The organism is Candidatus Binatia bacterium, from assembly GCA_036382395.1.
GTDB lineage: Bacteria > Desulfobacterota > Binatia > HRBIN30 > HRBIN30 > JAGDMS01.
The window spans coordinates 40,764-56,663 of the sequence record DASVHW010000043.1 but is presented as its reverse complement, the minus strand read 5'-3'; the positions used below and the strand labels follow the sequence as shown (position 1 = coordinate 56,663).

At 64.1% G+C, this 15,900-nt stretch carries 14 protein-coding genes; 4 read left to right on the top strand and 10 right to left on the bottom strand.

All coding sequences use genetic code 11. The annotated features are described in order from the left end of the window. Positions 1-2 precede the first annotated feature (2 nt). Positions 3-716 (bottom strand): HAD family hydrolase, encoded by a 714-nt coding sequence (locus VF515_02640; protein HEX7406527.1) that lies wholly within the window; start codon positions 714-716, stop codon positions 3-5. 175 nt (positions 717-891) lie between these two features. On the opposite strand from VF515_02640, the gene VF515_02635 reads away from it, so the two are divergent. The 3 genes from VF515_02635 to glpK all read left to right on the top strand — a co-directional run bounded on the left by VF515_02635 (position 892) and on the right by glpK (position 5,579). Beyond that, positions 892-2,586 (top strand): glycerol-3-phosphate dehydrogenase/oxidase, encoded by a 1,695-nt coding sequence (locus VF515_02635; GenBank protein HEX7406526.1) that lies wholly within the window; start codon positions 892-894, stop codon positions 2,584-2,586. After that, positions 2,579-3,997: an FAD-binding oxidoreductase gene (locus VF515_02630; protein ID HEX7406525.1), complete on the top strand. Its 1,419-nt coding sequence runs from the start codon at positions 2,579-2,581 to the stop codon at positions 3,995-3,997. Before VF515_02635 ends, VF515_02630 begins: the two co-directional genes overlap by 8 nt. 121 nt (positions 3,998-4,118) lie before the next feature. After that, on the top strand, positions 4,119-5,579 hold the full coding sequence (glpK, locus tag VF515_02625) for a glycerol kinase GlpK (protein HEX7406524.1): 1,461 nt from the start codon (positions 4,119-4,121) through the stop codon (positions 5,577-5,579). Here the strand turns inward: glpK and VF515_02620 are convergent. Next, positions 5,576-6,790, bottom strand: a complete 1,215-nt coding sequence (locus VF515_02620) for an MFS transporter (GenBank protein HEX7406523.1) — start codon at positions 6,788-6,790, stop codon at positions 5,576-5,578. The two genes, glpK and VF515_02620, sit on opposite strands and share 4 nt — an antisense overlap. Positions 6,791-6,904: 114 nt before the next feature. On the opposite strand from VF515_02620, the gene VF515_02615 reads away from it, so the two are divergent. Beyond that, on the top strand, positions 6,905-7,264 hold the full coding sequence (locus VF515_02615) for a hypothetical protein (GenBank protein HEX7406522.1): 360 nt from the start codon (positions 6,905-6,907) through the stop codon (positions 7,262-7,264). Positions 7,265-7,274: 10 nt separating this feature from the next. On the opposite strand, the gene VF515_02610 is transcribed toward VF515_02615, so the two are convergent. The 8 genes from VF515_02610 to nuoB form a co-directional block, all read right to left on the bottom strand. Then, the gene (locus VF515_02610; GenBank protein ID HEX7406521.1) at positions 7,275-8,075 is read right to left on the bottom strand and encodes an acyl-CoA thioesterase domain-containing protein; all 801 of its coding nucleotides are present in this window, start codon (positions 8,073-8,075) and stop codon (positions 7,275-7,277) included. Continuing rightward, entirely contained in the window at positions 8,072-8,584 is a 513-nt protein-coding gene (locus VF515_02605; GenBank protein ID HEX7406520.1) for an FAD/FMN-containing dehydrogenase, read from the bottom strand. Before VF515_02605 ends, VF515_02610 begins: the two co-directional genes overlap by 4 nt. A 230-nt stretch (positions 8,585-8,814) precedes the next feature. Then, positions 8,815-9,093, bottom strand: coding sequence for a hypothetical protein (locus tag VF515_02600; GenBank protein ID HEX7406519.1), 279 nt, complete (start codon positions 9,091-9,093; stop codon positions 8,815-8,817). Positions 9,094-9,242: 149 nt separating this feature from the next. After that, positions 9,243-11,105 carry an NADH-quinone oxidoreductase subunit NuoF gene (nuoF, locus tag VF515_02595; protein HEX7406518.1) on the bottom strand — a complete coding sequence of 621 codons (1,863 nt, stop codon included), beginning with the start codon at positions 11,103-11,105 and terminating at the stop codon, positions 9,243-9,245. Continuing rightward, positions 11,095-12,846 carry an NADH-quinone oxidoreductase subunit D gene (locus VF515_02590; protein HEX7406517.1) on the bottom strand — a complete coding sequence of 584 codons (1,752 nt, stop codon included), beginning with the start codon at positions 12,844-12,846 and terminating at the stop codon, positions 11,095-11,097. The genes nuoF and VF515_02590 overlap by 11 nt, the downstream gene beginning before the upstream one ends. 17 nt (positions 12,847-12,863) lie before the next feature. Next, the gene (locus VF515_02585; protein ID HEX7406516.1) at positions 12,864-13,406 is read right to left on the bottom strand and encodes an NADH-quinone oxidoreductase subunit I; all 543 of its coding nucleotides are present in this window, start codon (positions 13,404-13,406) and stop codon (positions 12,864-12,866) included. Then, positions 13,406-15,004 carry a molybdopterin-dependent oxidoreductase gene (locus VF515_02580; GenBank protein ID HEX7406515.1) on the bottom strand — a complete coding sequence of 533 codons (1,599 nt, stop codon included), beginning with the start codon at positions 15,002-15,004 and terminating at the stop codon, positions 13,406-13,408. Before VF515_02580 ends, VF515_02585 begins: the two co-directional genes overlap by 1 nt. Before the next feature lie 6 nt (positions 15,005-15,010). Further along, positions 15,011-15,607: an NADH-quinone oxidoreductase subunit NuoB gene (gene nuoB / locus VF515_02575; GenBank protein HEX7406514.1), complete on the bottom strand. Its 597-nt coding sequence runs from the start codon at positions 15,605-15,607 to the stop codon at positions 15,011-15,013. Positions 15,608-15,900: the final 293 nt, after the last annotated feature.

The following is a 15,900-nucleotide window of genomic DNA, read 5'->3' as shown; positions in this document are numbered from 1 at the left end:
GCTTACGACTCAGCTGCGGCGCTGGCGTTCGGGAAGCTGTCGACGATCCGTTCCACATCCGCGAGGCGGCGCACCCGCACGTCGACGCACTGCGGGCGGGGACAGGGACGTTCCGTCGTGCCGACCAGCCAAGCGGTGCGAAGTCCGGCCATGTGTGCCCCAACGATGTCCTTCTCGAAGGAGTCACCGACATACAGCGCCTCTGCTGGTGCGCAGCCGATCTGGCGTACCGCCAAGGCGAAGATCTCCGGATCGGGTTTCTTCAAGCCCACGACGCCCGAATCAATGACGGTGGTCAGTAGGGGCGCCAGCCCCGCTTCGTTGAGAATCCGGTGCACATTCCCATAGAAATTCGAGATCACTCCCAGGGCGACACGGTGGCGGAGCCGGTCGAGTACGAGGCGGCTCTCTTCCAGTCCCGCCCGGGATGCGTAGAGAAATCGCGCCACCACCATGTCGGCACGAGTGGGGTCGGAGATGCGGAGGTGTTCCATCTGCCGCTGCACGTGATACTGCACGAGCGTCTCCAGTCCGAACCCGGCCACCGTCGGGTCCGCGTAGGCGCACTGTGTGGCATGATCGAAGGCGGCTCGCAGCCGTTCGAATGGCACATCGAGCCCCGATTGGCGGTACAGTTCCTCGAAACGAAGCAGCCAATGGCTGCCCGCCCCATCCAACGTGCCGCCGTAATCGAAAAGTATCGCCCGAAGGAACATCACCGTACTGTAAATCGTGCCCAGCCTTCGGAGTCAACTGAAGCAAAATGAGTGGTTGAATGCGATACCACGTCGCCATATCGAACCATGACGCCGCCGCGGTTCCGGTTGACAAACCCGGGAGGGGAAGCGAAGGTGGCGGGTATTCGAAGGGGCGGTGTTCTACTAGAATTATATGGCGCGTTCTCTCGATTTCTCGTTCCGAACCCGAGCCAAGAATCTCGAACAGCTCTCGCGTGATCAATTCGATGTGCTGGTGATCGGCGGCGGTATCACTGGTGCTGGGATCGCGCGGGATGCGGCGCTGCGTGGGTTGCGCGTCGCTCTGGTGGAACGGCGCGACTTTGCCGTTGGCACCAGCAGCCGATCTTCGAAGCTGATTCACGGGGGCGTCCGCTACCTGCAGCAAGGCGATGTCGGTCTGGTCATGGAGGCCGCGAACGAGCGCCGCGTCCTGCGGCGCCTGGCACCCCATCTGGCGCGGCCCATTCACATGCTCGTTCCCGTCCACTCGCGCCCGACCTATGCCAAGCTCAGCGTCGGCTTGTGGACCTTCGATCGCATGGCGCGGGTCCTTGAAGACGAGCGCTATCGGATGGTCAACCGTGATGAGACGCTTGCTTTGGAACCGTTGTTGCGGCCGAAGGATCTGTACGGCGCCGGTCTCTACTTCGAGTATCTCACCGATGATGCGCGCCTGGTGCTCGACACCCTGAAGTCAGCTGCCGCGCTGGGTGCGGTCGTCACCAACTACTCCGAGGTCACGGGCTTGGCCAAGGACAACGGCAAGTTGTCCGCGGCGATGGTCAAAGACTCCATGACCGGCGGCGAGTGCTCCGTGCGTGCCAAGGTGATCGTCAACGCCGCCGGTCCCTGGGTCGATGCCGTCCGCCTGCTCGAGGGGGAAGGAGAGACCCCGCGCCTGCATCTTACCAAGGGAATTCATCTTGTCCTGCGGCGCGAGCGGCTGACGGTTTCACGCATCGTAGTCATGAACACCTCCGATCACCGCGCGGTCTTCGTCGTGCCGCACGGCGACGTCGTCTATATCGGCACAACCGACACGGATTACGACGGGCGCTACGACGACCCGTGGATCACGGCGGAGGATGTCACGTACCTGCTCGATGCCGCCAACGCAACGTTCGATGTGGATCGACTCACCGAGAGCGACGTCGTTGGCGCGTGGGCCGGGCTTCGGCCACTGTTGCACCAGGAAGGCAAGACGCCGACGGAAATCTCACGCCGGGATGAAATCATGGTCGGTCCGACGGGGATGATCTCAATTGCCGGCGGCAAACTGACGACGTATCGAAAGATGGCGGAGCGCGTGGTGGAGATGGCGGTCGAGCGTCTGTCGGCCGGCGGGGAACGGCTGCCTGAGAGGAAGGGCGACAGCGACAGCGTGCCGTTGTCTGGCGGTGAGACCGGTGATGATATCGAGGCCTTCGTCACGCGCCTGAAGAAACGTTGGCCGCAGGTGGCGACCGACATCGTCGACCGGTTGGTGGGTCTCTACGGCAGTAATGCGGAACGGATGGTGGAGGCCATGGTGGCGGACCCGGCGTTGGCGCGCCGGTGCGCCGCCGACAAGGCGGTCACCCGCGGCGAGGTGGCCTACGCCGTTCGCGAGGAGATGGCCATGACGTTGCAGGACTTTCTGGAACGGCGGGCGCGTCTGTTCTTGTGGGATGTCGACAACGGTCTCACCGTGGCCCCCGAGGCGGCACGGCTGATGGGCGATCTCTTGGGTTGGGATGCCCGTCGTATCGCCGCGGAGCTCACAAACTATCGGCGCCACGTACGCGAAGTGAACACCTTCTCGCCGGAGTTGGAAGCCGAAACCACACCGCGCGTGGCGCATGGCTGAAGCCGACCTCGTGCGTCATCGCCAGGAACTCACGGCGCGACTCGGCAGCGAGATCGTGCGGTGGAATGACGACAGTTTGCGGCAACACAGCCGCGATACCTGGTGTCTGTCCGTGTTGCGCGCGCTGCGTGGCACCCTGACCGCGCGCCCGCTGTGCGTCGTGAGCCCCACTGGAGTCGAGCACATCAGCACGGTGATCGAATACGCCAATCAGCAGCACCTTCCGATCGTACCCTTTGGCGCCGGTTCCGGTGTGTGCGGAGGTGTCCTGCCAGCCGATGGGGCCATCGTCGTCGACCTGCGCCGGATGAATCGCATCGTTGAGCTCAACGAGACCGCGCTGACCGTCCGCGTGCAAGCCGGCATGATGGGCAATGCTTTCGAAGCGGCGCTGAACGAAGCGGGGTACTCGATGGGGCATTTTCCACAGTCGATCGACATCTCTACTGTCGGCGGCTGGGTGGCGACGCGGGCAGCGGGCCAGTACTCCACGCGCTACGGAAGTATCGAGGACATCGTTCTCGCGCTCGAAGCGGTGCTGCCCGACGGTCACGTGCTGCGCACGCGGGTGGGACCGCGGTCCGCAACAGGGCCCGATCTGCGCCACTTGTTCTTGGGTGCGGAAGGTACGCTTGGCATCGTGACCGAAGTGACGGCCAAGATCTTCCCTCGGCCTGAGACCAGCGTCCCCCAGGCCTACAGTTTTGCATCCATAGGTGAGGGCTTGGAGGCGATTCGCCATATCCTGCGTGCGGGATGGAAGCCGCCGGTGGTGCGGTTGTACGATGGCATCGAGACCGCACGCTTGTTCACCAGCGCCAGCACCGGCAACAATTGCCTGCTGTTGCTGTTGTCCGAAGGACCGGCGGCGTTGACCGCGGCCGAAAGCACGGCGAGCGACGCCATCTGCTCGGCCAACGGGGGACAGGTCGTGGGACCCGAGCCGGTGCAGCACTGGCTGGTCGAGCGCAACCAAGTGCCCGGCTTCGAGACCTTTCTCGAACGAGGCTTCGTGTTGGATACCATCGAGGTCGCCACCACCTGGGACCACATTCACGACCTGTACCGCGAGGTCATCGCCGCGTTGCAACAAGTCGAGGGGATCGTGATTGCATCCGGACACAGCTCCCACAGCTACCCGCAGGGCACGAACATTTACTTCACGTTTGTTGCGCGCCCCGACGATCCAGAGCAGGCGGAAGCGACGTACTTGGCGTGCTGGCGCCAGGCGATGGAGGCGACCCTCGGCTGTCACGGCACGATTTCGCACCACCACGGCATCGGTCGCCTGCGTATGCCGTGGATGGAGCGGGAACTCGGCAACGGTCTGGCGGTGTTGCGGCGCATCAAGAAGACCCTCGATCCCAACGGCATCATGAACCCCGGGGTGCTGATCCCCGAAGAATCGTGAGTCGTGTCCGTGAGGCGTGGCTTGTTGGCCCTCACCCTGACCGTCTCCCAAAGGGAGAGGGAACCCAACCGGGCTGTTCTTCCGAACACGATTGACGAGCACGACTCACGGCTTTTTGGTCATGCGTTACGTTCTCGCGATTGATGAAGGCACGACCGGCGTGCGCGCGCTGGTCATCGATGACAGCAGCGCCGTCCTCGGCGTCGCCTATCACGAGTTGACCCCGCGCTATCCCCGACCCGGTTGGGTCGAATTGGATGCCGAGGAGATTTGGAAGGCGACCCATGCCGTGTGCGCGCGGAGTTTGGAGGCCGCACGGCTGACGGCCGCCGACCTCACCGCTATCGGCATCGCCAACCAGCGGTCCACGACGGTGGTCTGGGAACGCGACTCGGGGCGCCCGATTTACCCCGCCATCGTGTGGCAGGACACGCGCACCGCTGATCGTGTGCCCGAGCTGCTGGCGCACGGCATTTATACGAACGCCATGGCCTCGGCCACGAAGCTCGAATGGGTACTGCGTACGCTGCCGGATGGTGCGCAGCGGGCTGCCAACGGAGAGCTCTGCTTCGGTACGGTGGACACTTGGCTCTTATGGAAGCTCACCGGTGGCGCGGTGTACGCCACGGACCACTCCAACGCCTCGTGCACCGGCCTCTACGATGCGATGCAAGGCGGCTGGGATCAACAGATCCTGGAGTTTCTGAATATCCCTGCGACCATGTTGCCCACCATTCGCTCGTCCAGTGAGACCTACGGCCACGCCAGCTTGCACGCCTTTGGTGCGGAAGTTCCGGTGGCCGGTATGGCCGGCGATCAACAGGCCGCGATGTTCGGCGAGCTGGGCGTCGACAAAGGTGCGGTCAAGATCACCTACGGAACATCGGCCATGGCGGACGTCAACGTCGGCGAGTTCCCGGTGCTCTCGATGCATGGTGCCTACCCGTTGATCCTCTGGGGTCTGGCGGGGGGCCGCACCTATTGCTTGGAAGGGACGGTGCCCACCGCGGGCGCCGCGGTGCAGTGGCTGCGTGACGGCCTCGGCGTGCTGCAAAGCTTGGAAGAAAGCGCCACGCTGGCAATGCAGGTGCCGGACTCCGGCGGCGTGTGGGCCGTCCCCGCGTTTCAGGGTTTGGGGACGCCCTACATGGATGCGGATGCTCGTGCGGTCATTGGCGGGTTGTCGCGTGGCAGCACGCGGGCGCACGTCGTCCGTGCCGTGCTCGAAGGCATCGCCTATCGCAGCCGCGAAGTGCTGGAGACATTGCTCGAAGATTCATCGACGCCGCGGCCGCCACGCCTGCGAGTTGATGGTGGCGCCGCCGTCAACGACTTTCTCCTCCAGCACTTGGCCGACGTCCTGGGCCTGCCGGTCGAGCGGCCGCAATCGGTGCAGGCATCGGCGCTCGGCGCCGCCTACCTGGCCGGTCTGGCGACCGGTGTCTGGCGCAGTCTGGATGACGTCCGTCACGCCTGGCGCTCAGGACGGATCTTCGAGCCGTGCTGGAGTGCCGATGAGCGCGAGGGCCGGTTCAAAGCCTGGCAGCGTGCCATTACCGCGGCGCGTGAGAAGATTTTCTAACCTGCCTTCAACTCCGCTCCGGCGTCCGCTGTGGCGTGGGCGTGGTGCGGCAGTGAGAGCCCGACATAGGCCGTGATGGCCATCACGGCCGCTGTGGTCAGGTACGGCGCGGCTGGTCCGCCGTAGTCGAACATCAATCCGCCCCACAGCGGGCCCAGGATGCGCGCCAGACTGCCGAGCGACTGGGAGATGCCAAGCACGCCGCCGTGTCCCTTTCCTCCGCTCGCTTTCGAGATCAAGCTCGATAACACTGGCGACGTGATGCCTTGGCCGAACGCGATGGCGCCCAAGGCCAGGAGAAGTGGGGTGATGGGCGGTGTGTACGGCGCCGCGGCGATGCCGGCAGCGAGCAGTGCCGCGCCGATGACAACCAGGCGACTCTCGTCGATACGGTGGGAGAGCCGGCCCATGAGGCCGCCTTGCATGATCGTGGTCATCACACCCAGGTAGGCAAACAACCAATAAATGTGCGATGCGCTCATGCGGTAGGACGTGGCGCAGAGCAACGAAAGTGTCGTCTCGACGGTGGAGAACGAAAACACGACGGCGGCGAACATGAACATGGACACGCCAAGCTGCGGCCGGTGGAACGCTTCACGCAACTGCGTCACCGGGTGTCGGCCTCGAGTGACGTGACGGCGCTCCGGGGCAAGCGACTCAGGCAGACGCCACAGCGCGCCGATGAAGTTGAGTCCACAAATGGCCGTGGCTGCCAGACCAGGGGCGGCATGACCGTAGTGCGCCAGTAACCCGCCGACCGCTGGTCCAAAAACGAAACCGAGACCGAACGCGGCACCGATGAGCCCCATACCGCGAGCCCTGTCCTTCTCGCTCGTGCTGTCGGCGATGAATGCCTGCGCCACCGGAATGTTGGCGCCGGCAATGCCAGCAAAAATCCGGGAGACGAATAGCATGCCGATGCCGCCGGCGAGCGCAAACAGCAGATAGGACAAGGTCGAACCCGCCAGGCTCACGAGAAGAACAGGCCGCCGGCCAATGCGGTCCGACCAGCGTCCCCACAGCGGCGCAAACACGAACTGCATGGCGGAATAAACGGCGATCAGTGCCCCGGCGGTCATTCCAGAGGCATGAAACTCGCGCGCGTAGTAGGGCAGCAGAGGCAAGACAATGCCGAACCCCAAGAGGTCAACGAAGACGGTGAGGAAAATGATGGTGAGTGCCGGACGCTGTTGCGGTGCCGATTTGGCCATCAGAACCGCAGTCGATTAGCATGAACGGCCAGGGGTCACAACGGCGCCTGGTGCGTGTGTGCTGACAAACGTTCGCCGTGAGTGTAAGCTCACAGTGGTTGCAAGGGAGGCCTCATGAAGAAGGCATCATGTGCGTTGCTTCTTCTGCTGGCGCTTGTAGTCGCGATGCCGGTTTGGGCGGCTGAGCAGATGCTGGCGGGTGGCGAACCTGCCTCGCAGATGACGGAGACGTCGACGGGCCTCGAGCCTGATGCGGGGGCAAGTCTGCTGGCGGCCTTGACCAATATCGTGTACTTCCCGCTCCGCTTGACGATCACACTGGCCACTGCTGAAGTCGGCGGATTCACCGGCTGGATTACCGGGGGCAATGAAGCGGCGGCGCGAGCCGTGTGGCAATCTACCGACGGGCAAGCGATGATCACGCCCGAGGTAATCGAAGGACGCGAGCCCCTGCGTTTTGGCCGCTGGCAATAGGCGCGCTGGGTCAGTCGGTGCGGATCGGCCGGATCAGGGCTTCCTGCGACACGGTCGCGATGTGCCGGCCGCGGCGGTCGAAGATGGATCCGACGGATAAGCCCCGCGTGCCGACGAGTCCGCGACAAGTGAAATCGTGCAGGTGCCACTCGTTCACCTGCAACGGGTGGTGAAACCAGATGGCGTGGTCGAGGCTGGCGTTCCAGAACCTTCGCTCCGCGGCATCGCGCGGCGGGCGATTGGGATGGCGCGCGACCACGGCGTCGGTCGGCAGATCGTCCGAGAGGTAGGCCAACGCACAGGCGTTCAGGAGAGGATCGTCGCCGATGTCTTCCGCGAATCGCATCCAGGCGCCGACGCGGCCCGGCGCGATGTCCTCGCGCAGGAGGCGCCGTTCGATGAGTGGGCTCCAGCTATTGGGGGTGAGTTGGTCGGGCGGCGGGACGCGCGGCATGTCCTCCGTTTGCACCTCGGGGCCCTCCTCGGGCACGTGGAACGACGAGGACATGTTGAGGATGGCGCCAACGGACTGGCGCGCGACGACGCGCCGCGTGAGAAAGCTGCGGCCGTTGCGGATGCGGTCGACCTCGAGCCGAATGGGCTCCGCCGCATCGCCGAGGCGGATGAAGTAGGCGTGGAGCGAGTGCAACTGGTAGGCCGGGTCGACGGTGAGTGAGGCGGCGCGTAGCGCCTGCGCGATGATCTGGCCGCCGTAGAGTCCGCCCCAGGGATAGCGCGGACCCGTGGCCACGAATGTGTCCGGCCCGTGCGGCTCGAGCGCCATCATGCTCCGGAAGTCCGGGCTGATCATTCTGCGTCCCCGCTGGCTCGATGGTCCCGCGGCGGCGCGGCCGCCTGACGCAGCGCCGCGCGGAGCGCGTCGGCAGACTCGACGTACTCCACGCGCTCGATGGTGAGCGCCTGCAGTTGAAGCACCGTGACCTTGCCGTTCATGGAGGGGAGGTTCGCTGTCACTTTCCCGTCGCGGTCGAGCAGTATTTGGTACGGGCGCTTGCGTAGCGCCGGTAACGCGAACAGCTTGGTGATGAGGCTGGGCATGCCGGAGATGTCGGACACGACAACGGCACTAGCCGCCTCGATCAGTGCAGCAGGGTCGTTGGCCAGCGCCTCCTTCACGACATTCGCGGCGCTCATGTCGCGGCTGAAGAGGACGCAGCGAGTGTCGGGGCGCACCGAACCTTGCACGTCGTGCTGATCGGCTAACGTGAATGCCGGCATGCGCATGCCGGTACCCAGGGGCGTGGCCGCGCTGAGTGCGGCAGCGCACAGGAATGCCAAGAAGACGGTTGCGATTCGCATGGGGCGATCGTATCAAGTGCCGCCGGCGCGGCAAGCCCGGTGGCGAATCCAGCCTCATTCCCCTCCTTGGCAGAGACTGTCGATAAATGACCGGCCGCTGGCTTGGTAGGCCGCATTTTCCGCGCCCTTCCGTAGCGGCGCAGCATGCTGCGCCGCTACATTCGGAGAAAATCGACGGACTCTGGCAAAGGGAGGAACCTGATCCGGACTCCGTACTTGATGTGAAGTGGCTACGCCGTCCGACCGAGCGCTTGTGGGAGGCTGTCGTCCTTCTGCCACTCGCCGTCTTTGGTCTTGCGGATCATCGCGCCGACGTAGTCGTAGCGGTGCCAATAGATGATGCGCTCGACGGCACCAGCGGGGTCGCGCCGCGGGCCGCGGTAGGTCCACTTCTCATTGAAGTGCATGCCGTGCTCTTCGCGTTCGCGCGGCTCGTTGACGCTGCCTTCGGTCTGGTTCGGTGTGCCGAAGTATTTCACCACTGCGTTGCGAAGAATCGGTCCGGGCATGAATCCTCCAGCGCTCAGCTTTCAGCGCTCAGCTTTCAGCTCGTTTGTCGAAGCCATCATCTAGTCCCCTCACCCTGACCCTCTCCCGGAGGGAGAGGGAACCTGGTCTCCGAAGCTGACCGCTGTTAGCTGAATGCTGACGGCTCTTCTCACATTTCAAAACTGTTCGGCAATGGGCAGCGCTTTTCTCGGATGTGCTGCTCGAACTCACTACGAAAGCGCTTGAGGAAGTTACCGGCCGCCCATGCCGCGGCATCGGAGAGCACGCAGATCGTTTGCCCTTCCATGTAGCCGCACACCTGAGCGATGGTGTCGAGGTCGGCCTCCGTTCCGTCGCCGTTCTCGATGCGCATGAGCAGCTTGTAGAGGAACGCGGTGCCCTCGCGGCAATTGGTGCACTGGCCACAGGTTTCGTGCCGGAAGAAGCGCGCAATCACGGCGGCGGCGCGCACCACGCAGACGGAATCGTCCATCACCACGATGCCACCGGTCCCGAGCAGCGTGCCCGCCTTCTGCAGCGAATCGTGATCCATGCGCACGCCGATACTGTCAGCGGTGAGCACCGGCATCGACACGCCGCCTGGAATGATCGCCTTCACCGGCCGGCCGTTCGCCAAACCGCCCGCATGCTTCTCGATGATCTCCTGCATCGTCGTGCCGAGTGGCAGCTCGTACACGCCCGGCCGGCGCACGTGGCCGCTGACGCCGAAAAGCGTGTTGCCCGTGCTCTTCTCGGTGCCCATGCTCTTGAACCACTCGGCCCCGCGTCCGACGATCGCCGGGACATGGGTCATCGTTTCGATGTTGTTGACCGTCGTCGGGCAAGCCCACAGTCCCGAGGCGGCCGGAAACGGCGGGCGCTTGCGGGGCTGGCCCTTCTTGCCTTCCAGCGATTCCATCATGCCGGTTTCTTCGCCGCAGATATAGGCGCCGGCGCCGCGGGTGACGTAGACGTCGAACTTGTTTCCCGTGCCCATGATGTTGTCGCCGAAGAGGCCGCGCGCGTACGCTTGCTCCCTGGCCTCCATCAAGGTGAGGTAGGGAACGACGTACTCGCCGCGCAGGTAGACATAGGCGGCCTGGGCGCGGATGGCGCGCCCGGCGATCAACACGCCCTCGAGGAACTGATGTGGGTTGCGCTGGAGGATCTGCCGGTCCTTGAAGGTGGCGGGTTCGCTCTCGTCGCCGTTGACGGCAAGGTAGCACGGCTTCTGCGATTCCTTCGGCATGAAGGTCCACTTCATACCGGTTCCAAAACCGGCGCCGCCGCGGCCGCGCAGGCCCGAGGCCTTGACGATCTCTTGAATCTCCTCGGGCTGCATTTCGCGCCAAGCTTTCTGCGCTGTCTGGTAGCCGCCCACCGCGAGGTAGTCGTCGATGGCGCGGCGTGCCTGCCCATTGGGCGGGAGGAGATAGCCTTCGATGCCCTCCGGGATCATCGAGATTTCTGGTGCTTCGCGCGTGACCTGAAGCGGATCGTCAGCTTTCAGCAATCGGCCAATGTCATCCGCTGTCACGCGTTCGAGGAACGGCTGGTTGTTGAGCTGGAGCACGGGCGCGGTGCCGCACGATCCGAGACACTCCACCTCGGCAAGCGAGAACTTGCCGTCCGGCGCGACCTCGCCGGGGCGAATGCCCAGGGTGGATTCGATTTGCCGTACCAGCTTGCGCGCACCACCCAAGGCACAGGCGATGTTGGTGCACACCTGGATGTGGCAGCGTCCCACCTTGGTGCTGTGGAACATGGGATAAAACGACACGACCTCCTGGACCTGGATGGGGAGCAGGTCCAGCAATCCCGCAATTTCGTCGACGATCTCGCGTGGCAGGTAGCCGTATTCCGCCTGTGCCAGGTGCAAGGCCGGCAACAGCGCCGCGCGGGGCTGCGGGTAATTCTTGCGCAGCGCCACAATGCTGGCGCGACACGCGTCTGACAGCTTATGGTCACCGCGGCTGCCCGCTCGTGTGCCGGAGATCTCGGCGCCGCCCGTGTGGACGTGCTCAGCGGTCACATTCTCCTCCGATCATGTTGAGCAAGTCGAACGTCGGGACCAGATCGGCAATCAGCCGTCCCTGAATCATGCGCGCCAGCGGCTGGGTGTTCGAAAAACTCGGCGTGCGGGCGCGGCACTTGTAGGGCTTTCCCGTGCCATCGCTGACCAGGAAGAAGCCGATCTCGCCGTTGGCCGACTCGGTGCCGACGTACACTTCGCCGGGCGGCGGCTTGACACCTTCGGTGACCAGCTTGAACTGGTCGATGAGCTCCTCCATGCGGCCGAACACTTTTGACTTTCCCGGCCAGCGAATCGCCGGGTCGTCGATGTCCACTGGACCAGGCGGCAACATGCGCAAGCATTGCTCGATGATGCGGGCGCTCTGTCGAAGCTCCACGAGGCGGACCAGATAGCGGTCCATGTTGTCGCCCCGCGTTCCGAGGGGCACGTCGAATTCGAGCTGATCGTACACCAAGTATGGCTGCGCCCGCCGCAGATCGAGATCCACACCGGCCGCCCGCAGCACGGGACCACACACGCCGTAGGCGATGAGCTCCTCGGCCGGCAGATAGCCCACACCTTCCATGCGGGCGCGGAAAATCGGATTCTCTGTCAGCAACTTTTCGGTGTCGTCGAGCAGCTTCAGCGCCTTCGAAATCTTCAGTCGAGCGAGTTCGGCAAAGCCTTCAGGCAGGTCGGCGCTGACGCCGCCGATGCGGATGTAGTTGCTGGTGACGCGGCCACCGCAGAGGGCATCGACGACGTCCCACACCAGCTCGCGTGCCTGGAGACAGTACAAGAAGGGCGTGAACGCGTTCAGCTCGAGCGCGGTGGCGCCGACACACAGGAAGTGGTCGGCCATGCGGGCCATCTCGCCGGACAGGACGCGCAGGAATTGGCAGCGCGGCGTGGTTTCGATCCCCAGCAACTTCTCCACCGCCATGCAGTAACCGACGTTGCAGAGGATCGCGGAACTGTAATTCAGGCGATCGGTGTAGGGAATCGCCTGATAGTAGAAACCGCTCTCGCATTCCTTCTCGAAGCCACGATGCAGAAATCCGACCTGCACGTCGGCGTTGGTGATGGTTTCACCGTCCAGATCCACGACGATACGCACCGTGCCGTGAGTGGCAGGATGGGACGGCCCGAGCTGTACCCGCATCAAGTCCGCCCCCAGCATGCCTTTGCCGTGCGGGGGTTTCGGCAAGTCGGTGGAGTACGGGCGGTCGTCGCCAGTAGACACGCCGCGGCGTGAGCCCGGGCCGATGAGCGGCTGCCGCCTGTCCTTGGGGTAGTCTTTCCGCAAGGGATGCCCCTGGAACTCCTCGTACAGATAAATCCGGCGCAGATCCGGATGGCCGGCGAAACGGATGCCGTACATATCGTACGTCTCCCGTTCCAGCCAGTTGGCGCCCACCCACACCGGGGTCACGCTGGCGAGGGGGCGGTCTTCCGGCACACGCGCCTTCAGCCGCAGTCGGTGATGGTGCGTGGTAGAATACAAATGATACACGACTTCGAAGCGCGGGTGCTGTCCCAGATAATCGACCGCCGTCACATCCAGCGGCATGTCGAAGCGCAGCGCGGGATCATCGCGGATGAAGCGCGCTACGTCGAGGATGCGTTCCGGCGCTATGCTGGCGCTGACGTCTCCGCGGTACAGACTGACGCCGGTCACGTCGTGTGGGAATTGTGCCTGCAGGCGATCCAGAATCGGATGGGCTGGGGCGGGGGAGCTTTCAACGACAGGTTCAGCCATCGGCTTCGAGCTTTCAGCTAGCGGTCGTAGCCACGGCGCAGGTGTTGGAGGCGTTTGCCGAGCTGCGAGACGGGAACGAGCAGGTCTTCCTTGTGCCAGAGCATGGCGCGTCGGGTGTAGGTGGCGACCTCCACGCGCTGGCTCATGACGATCGCTTCCTCCGGGCAGGCTTCTTCACACAGGCCGCAATACATGCAACGCGACAGGTTGATGTCAAATACCGCCGGGTAGCGTTCGATCTCGTCGGCGGTCTCCGCCGGGAAAATCGTGATGCAGTCGGTGGGACACGCCCACTCGCACAACCCGCACGCCACGCAGCGCTCCTTGCCGTTGTCCATCTGCACCAGCACCGGCATACCGCGAAAGGCGTTGGGGAGTTCCAGCCGTTGCTCCGGGAACTGGACGGTAAAGACCGTCGGCTTGCGGCGGATGAAACCCCACAGGTTGCGCATGAAATGACGATTGGTGACCCACAGCCCGACCAGCACCGCCAGGGCCGCGCGCCCCAAGTGCTGCTGCATCGGCTGCGGCCGTGAAACGGAAACCGCCCGCGCCGCCATCAGGTGGCTGCTCCCGCACTCGCTGCCGCGACGGCAATGCCGAGCGGGCCGACGCCCGCGTAGGTAAGTCCGGCGTACGCCGGCACCGCTGCGGCAATCTCTTCGAGGACCGATTCCGGTTGAAAGGTCCAGCGACCTTCACTGAGCTGCCCGAGGAGCCGGCTGAAAATCTCCCCATCGCTTGGTTGGTTGTCCGGGGGTTCGAAGGCACGGTGCAAGCGCTGCACCCGCCCGGCGTAGTTGGTGAAGGTCCCGACCTTCTCCGCGAACGTCAGCGACGGCAGGACGAGGTGGGCGCGCTCAGCCAGCGGCGAGCGGCAAATGTCCTGTACGATCAGGTACTCGAGCCGATCCATGGCCTTCGTGAGCAAGGCGCGATCGGCGGTCTCCCACAGATCGGGTCCGCACACGTACAACGTCGTGATGCGCCCGCTGGCGACCGCCTCCAGCAGTGCCGGCAGGCCCACACCTTCGGGGCTCGGCCGCAGTCCGATGTCTCTCGCGCCTCGTGCGTTCGCCGCCTTTTCCGCCTTGATCAGGAAGTTGTCGCTCGGCCCGGTGCGTACGGCAACATCGACGTTCGGCACACCCAGGACCCGCAATAGCTGCCAGAAACGGAAGTGTTCTTCGTTGGTGAGGTGGGGCGAGGCGATGGCTCCGAGCCCCCGTCCCCCGCTGTCATGGGCGCTGCGCCGCAGGCGTGAAGCTGCGGTGGAAAGGGCCTCTTCCCACTCGCAGGGTTGCAGCTGCCCGTTACGGCGCACGAGGGGTTGGCGCAAGCGATCCGGACTGTTGACATAGCCGTGATTGAGACGTCCCGCATCACACATCCAGGTCTCGTTCACGGCGTCGTTGCGCCGCGGCATGAGCCGCCAGATGCGTTCCCGATAATGATCCACGGTGATGTTGCAGCCGTTGGCGCAATTCGGACAGAGGCTCGGCGTTTTCTTGAGGAACCAGACGCGCAGGCGGTGGTGAAACTCCTTGTTCCCCAGCGCGCCGACCGGGCAGATATCGGCGGTGCAGATCGAGTAATCGTTGGCGAGCGGGTTGCCCTCCATGACGTCGAGGATGGAGCGGTCGCCCATGTTGAACACACCCAACTCGTTGGTGCCGGTGATCTCGCGGCAGAAGCGCACGCAGCGTCGGCAGAGAATGCAGCGCTCTTGGTCCAGCACGATGCGCGGGCCGATATCTTTGCGCTTCTGCAGCTTGCGCCGTGGTTCGCGGCTGCGCCCCTCCCGGCTACCGAAGGCGAAGGAGTAGTCTTGCAGCAGGCATTCGCCGGCTTTGTCGCAAATGGGGCAATCGAGCGGATGGTTCACCAACAGCAGCTCGAGCACGGCCCGCCGCGCTTTCTGTACGGCCGGCGTCGTCGTGCGCACCACCATGCCGTCGCGGATGGGCGTATTGCACGAGATGACGAGCTTCGGGCTGCCTTCGACCTCGACCTGGCACATGCGGCAACTGCCGTCGATGGACAGTTTCGGATGCCAGCAGTAGTGCGGAATATGAATGCCGTTCTCGAGTGCGACGGGCAGCAGCATCGCGTTTGCTGGTGCTTCAATGGTTCGGCCGTCAATAGTGATGGTCGGCATGGCCTCTCAGTCCTCGATCAACCGCCCGCTGCCATGAACATGCGGCAGCGGCTGCCCTCCGCGTTCTTCCTGCACTCGCTTCTGGAGTTTGATCAGACCGTCCAGCACCGCCTCGGGGCGCGGCGGACAGCCCGGGATGTAGAGATGCACCGGGATGATCGTGTCGATGCCTTGCACCACCGCGTAGTTGTTGTAGGGGCCACCCGACGACGTGCACGCCCCGAAGGAGACCACCCATTTGGGTTCGGCCATCTGCTCCCACACGCGCTGCAGTATCGGTGCCAACCGATGGGAGATCGTGCCCACCACCATCAACAAATCGGATTGCCGCGGCGTGAAGCGGGGCAACGCGGCACCGAAACGGTCGAGGTCGAAGCGTGGCCCCGCGGCGGAGAAGTACTCCATGCCGCAGCATGCCGTGACGAACGGGTAGGGGAAGAACGAATACTTCCGTGCCCACTGCACGGCGTCGCTCAGCCGGGTGAGCAGGAAGCTTTCGCCAAATGCATCGCCTGCCACCAGCGGCTGCCCTGTGGCGGCGCGCAGCCGTGTGAGAAATCCCTCGCGTGAAGCAGCGTGATTGGAATCCTTCTGTGCTGCCATCGATCCCCTCTGCCAGCGGACAGCTAGCTAGCAGGCCATTTCCGACTAGTAAATACGCTGCCTATTAATTCTTCTGAGCCGTTACGGCTCTTCCGCTAATCCGCCCCGACTCGGCGGAATGTGAGTAGCTGGTGTCCGCTGCCGGAGGCAACGGTCTCTCACGCCGCGCCGGAATAATCTGAAGAAAGATCAGCACACAGCGAAAAGGGCCTTGACTACCACCCCCCACCTTGTCTAAATGCTTTGCCGAGCTAAGATTCGTTCGATACGTGAGTACTCCTCCCCCTAGAAGG

Excerpts from the sequence above, each read along its gene's own strand:
- VF515_02580 (HEX7406515.1), bottom strand. The coding sequence starts at position 15,004 with ATGCCGACCATCACTATTGACGGCCGAACCATTGAAGCACCAGCAAAC.
- VF515_02620 (HEX7406523.1), bottom strand. The coding sequence starts at position 6,790 with ATGGCCAAATCGGCACCGCAACAGCGTCCGGCACTCACCATCATTTTC.
- VF515_02615 (HEX7406522.1), top strand. The coding sequence starts at position 6,905 with ATGAAGAAGGCATCATGTGCGTTGCTTCTTCTGCTGGCGCTTGTAGTC.
- VF515_02585 (HEX7406516.1), bottom strand. The coding sequence starts at position 13,406 with ATGGCGGCGCGGGCGGTTTCCGTTTCACGGCCGCAGCCGATGCAGCAG.
- nuoB (HEX7406514.1), bottom strand. The coding sequence starts at position 15,607 with ATGGCAGCACAGAAGGATTCCAATCACGCTGCTTCACGCGAGGGATTT.
- VF515_02590 (HEX7406517.1), bottom strand. The coding sequence starts at position 12,846 with ATGGCTGAACCTGTCGTTGAAAGCTCCCCCGCCCCAGCCCATCCGATT.
- VF515_02640 (HEX7406527.1), bottom strand. The coding sequence starts at position 716 with ATGTTCCTTCGGGCGATACTTTTCGATTACGGCGGCACGTTGGATGGG.
- glpK (HEX7406524.1), top strand. The coding sequence starts at position 4,119 with ATGCGTTACGTTCTCGCGATTGATGAAGGCACGACCGGCGTGCGCGCG.
- VF515_02600 (HEX7406519.1), bottom strand. The coding sequence starts at position 9,093 with ATGCCCGGACCGATTCTTCGCAACGCAGTGGTGAAATACTTCGGCACA.
- VF515_02635 (HEX7406526.1), top strand. The coding sequence starts at position 892 with ATGGCGCGTTCTCTCGATTTCTCGTTCCGAACCCGAGCCAAGAATCTC.
- VF515_02605 (HEX7406520.1), bottom strand. The coding sequence starts at position 8,584 with ATGCGAATCGCAACCGTCTTCTTGGCATTCCTGTGCGCTGCCGCACTC.
- VF515_02630 (HEX7406525.1), top strand. The coding sequence starts at position 2,579 with ATGGCTGAAGCCGACCTCGTGCGTCATCGCCAGGAACTCACGGCGCGA.
- VF515_02610 (HEX7406521.1), bottom strand. The coding sequence starts at position 8,075 with ATGATCAGCCCGGACTTCCGGAGCATGATGGCGCTCGAGCCGCACGGG.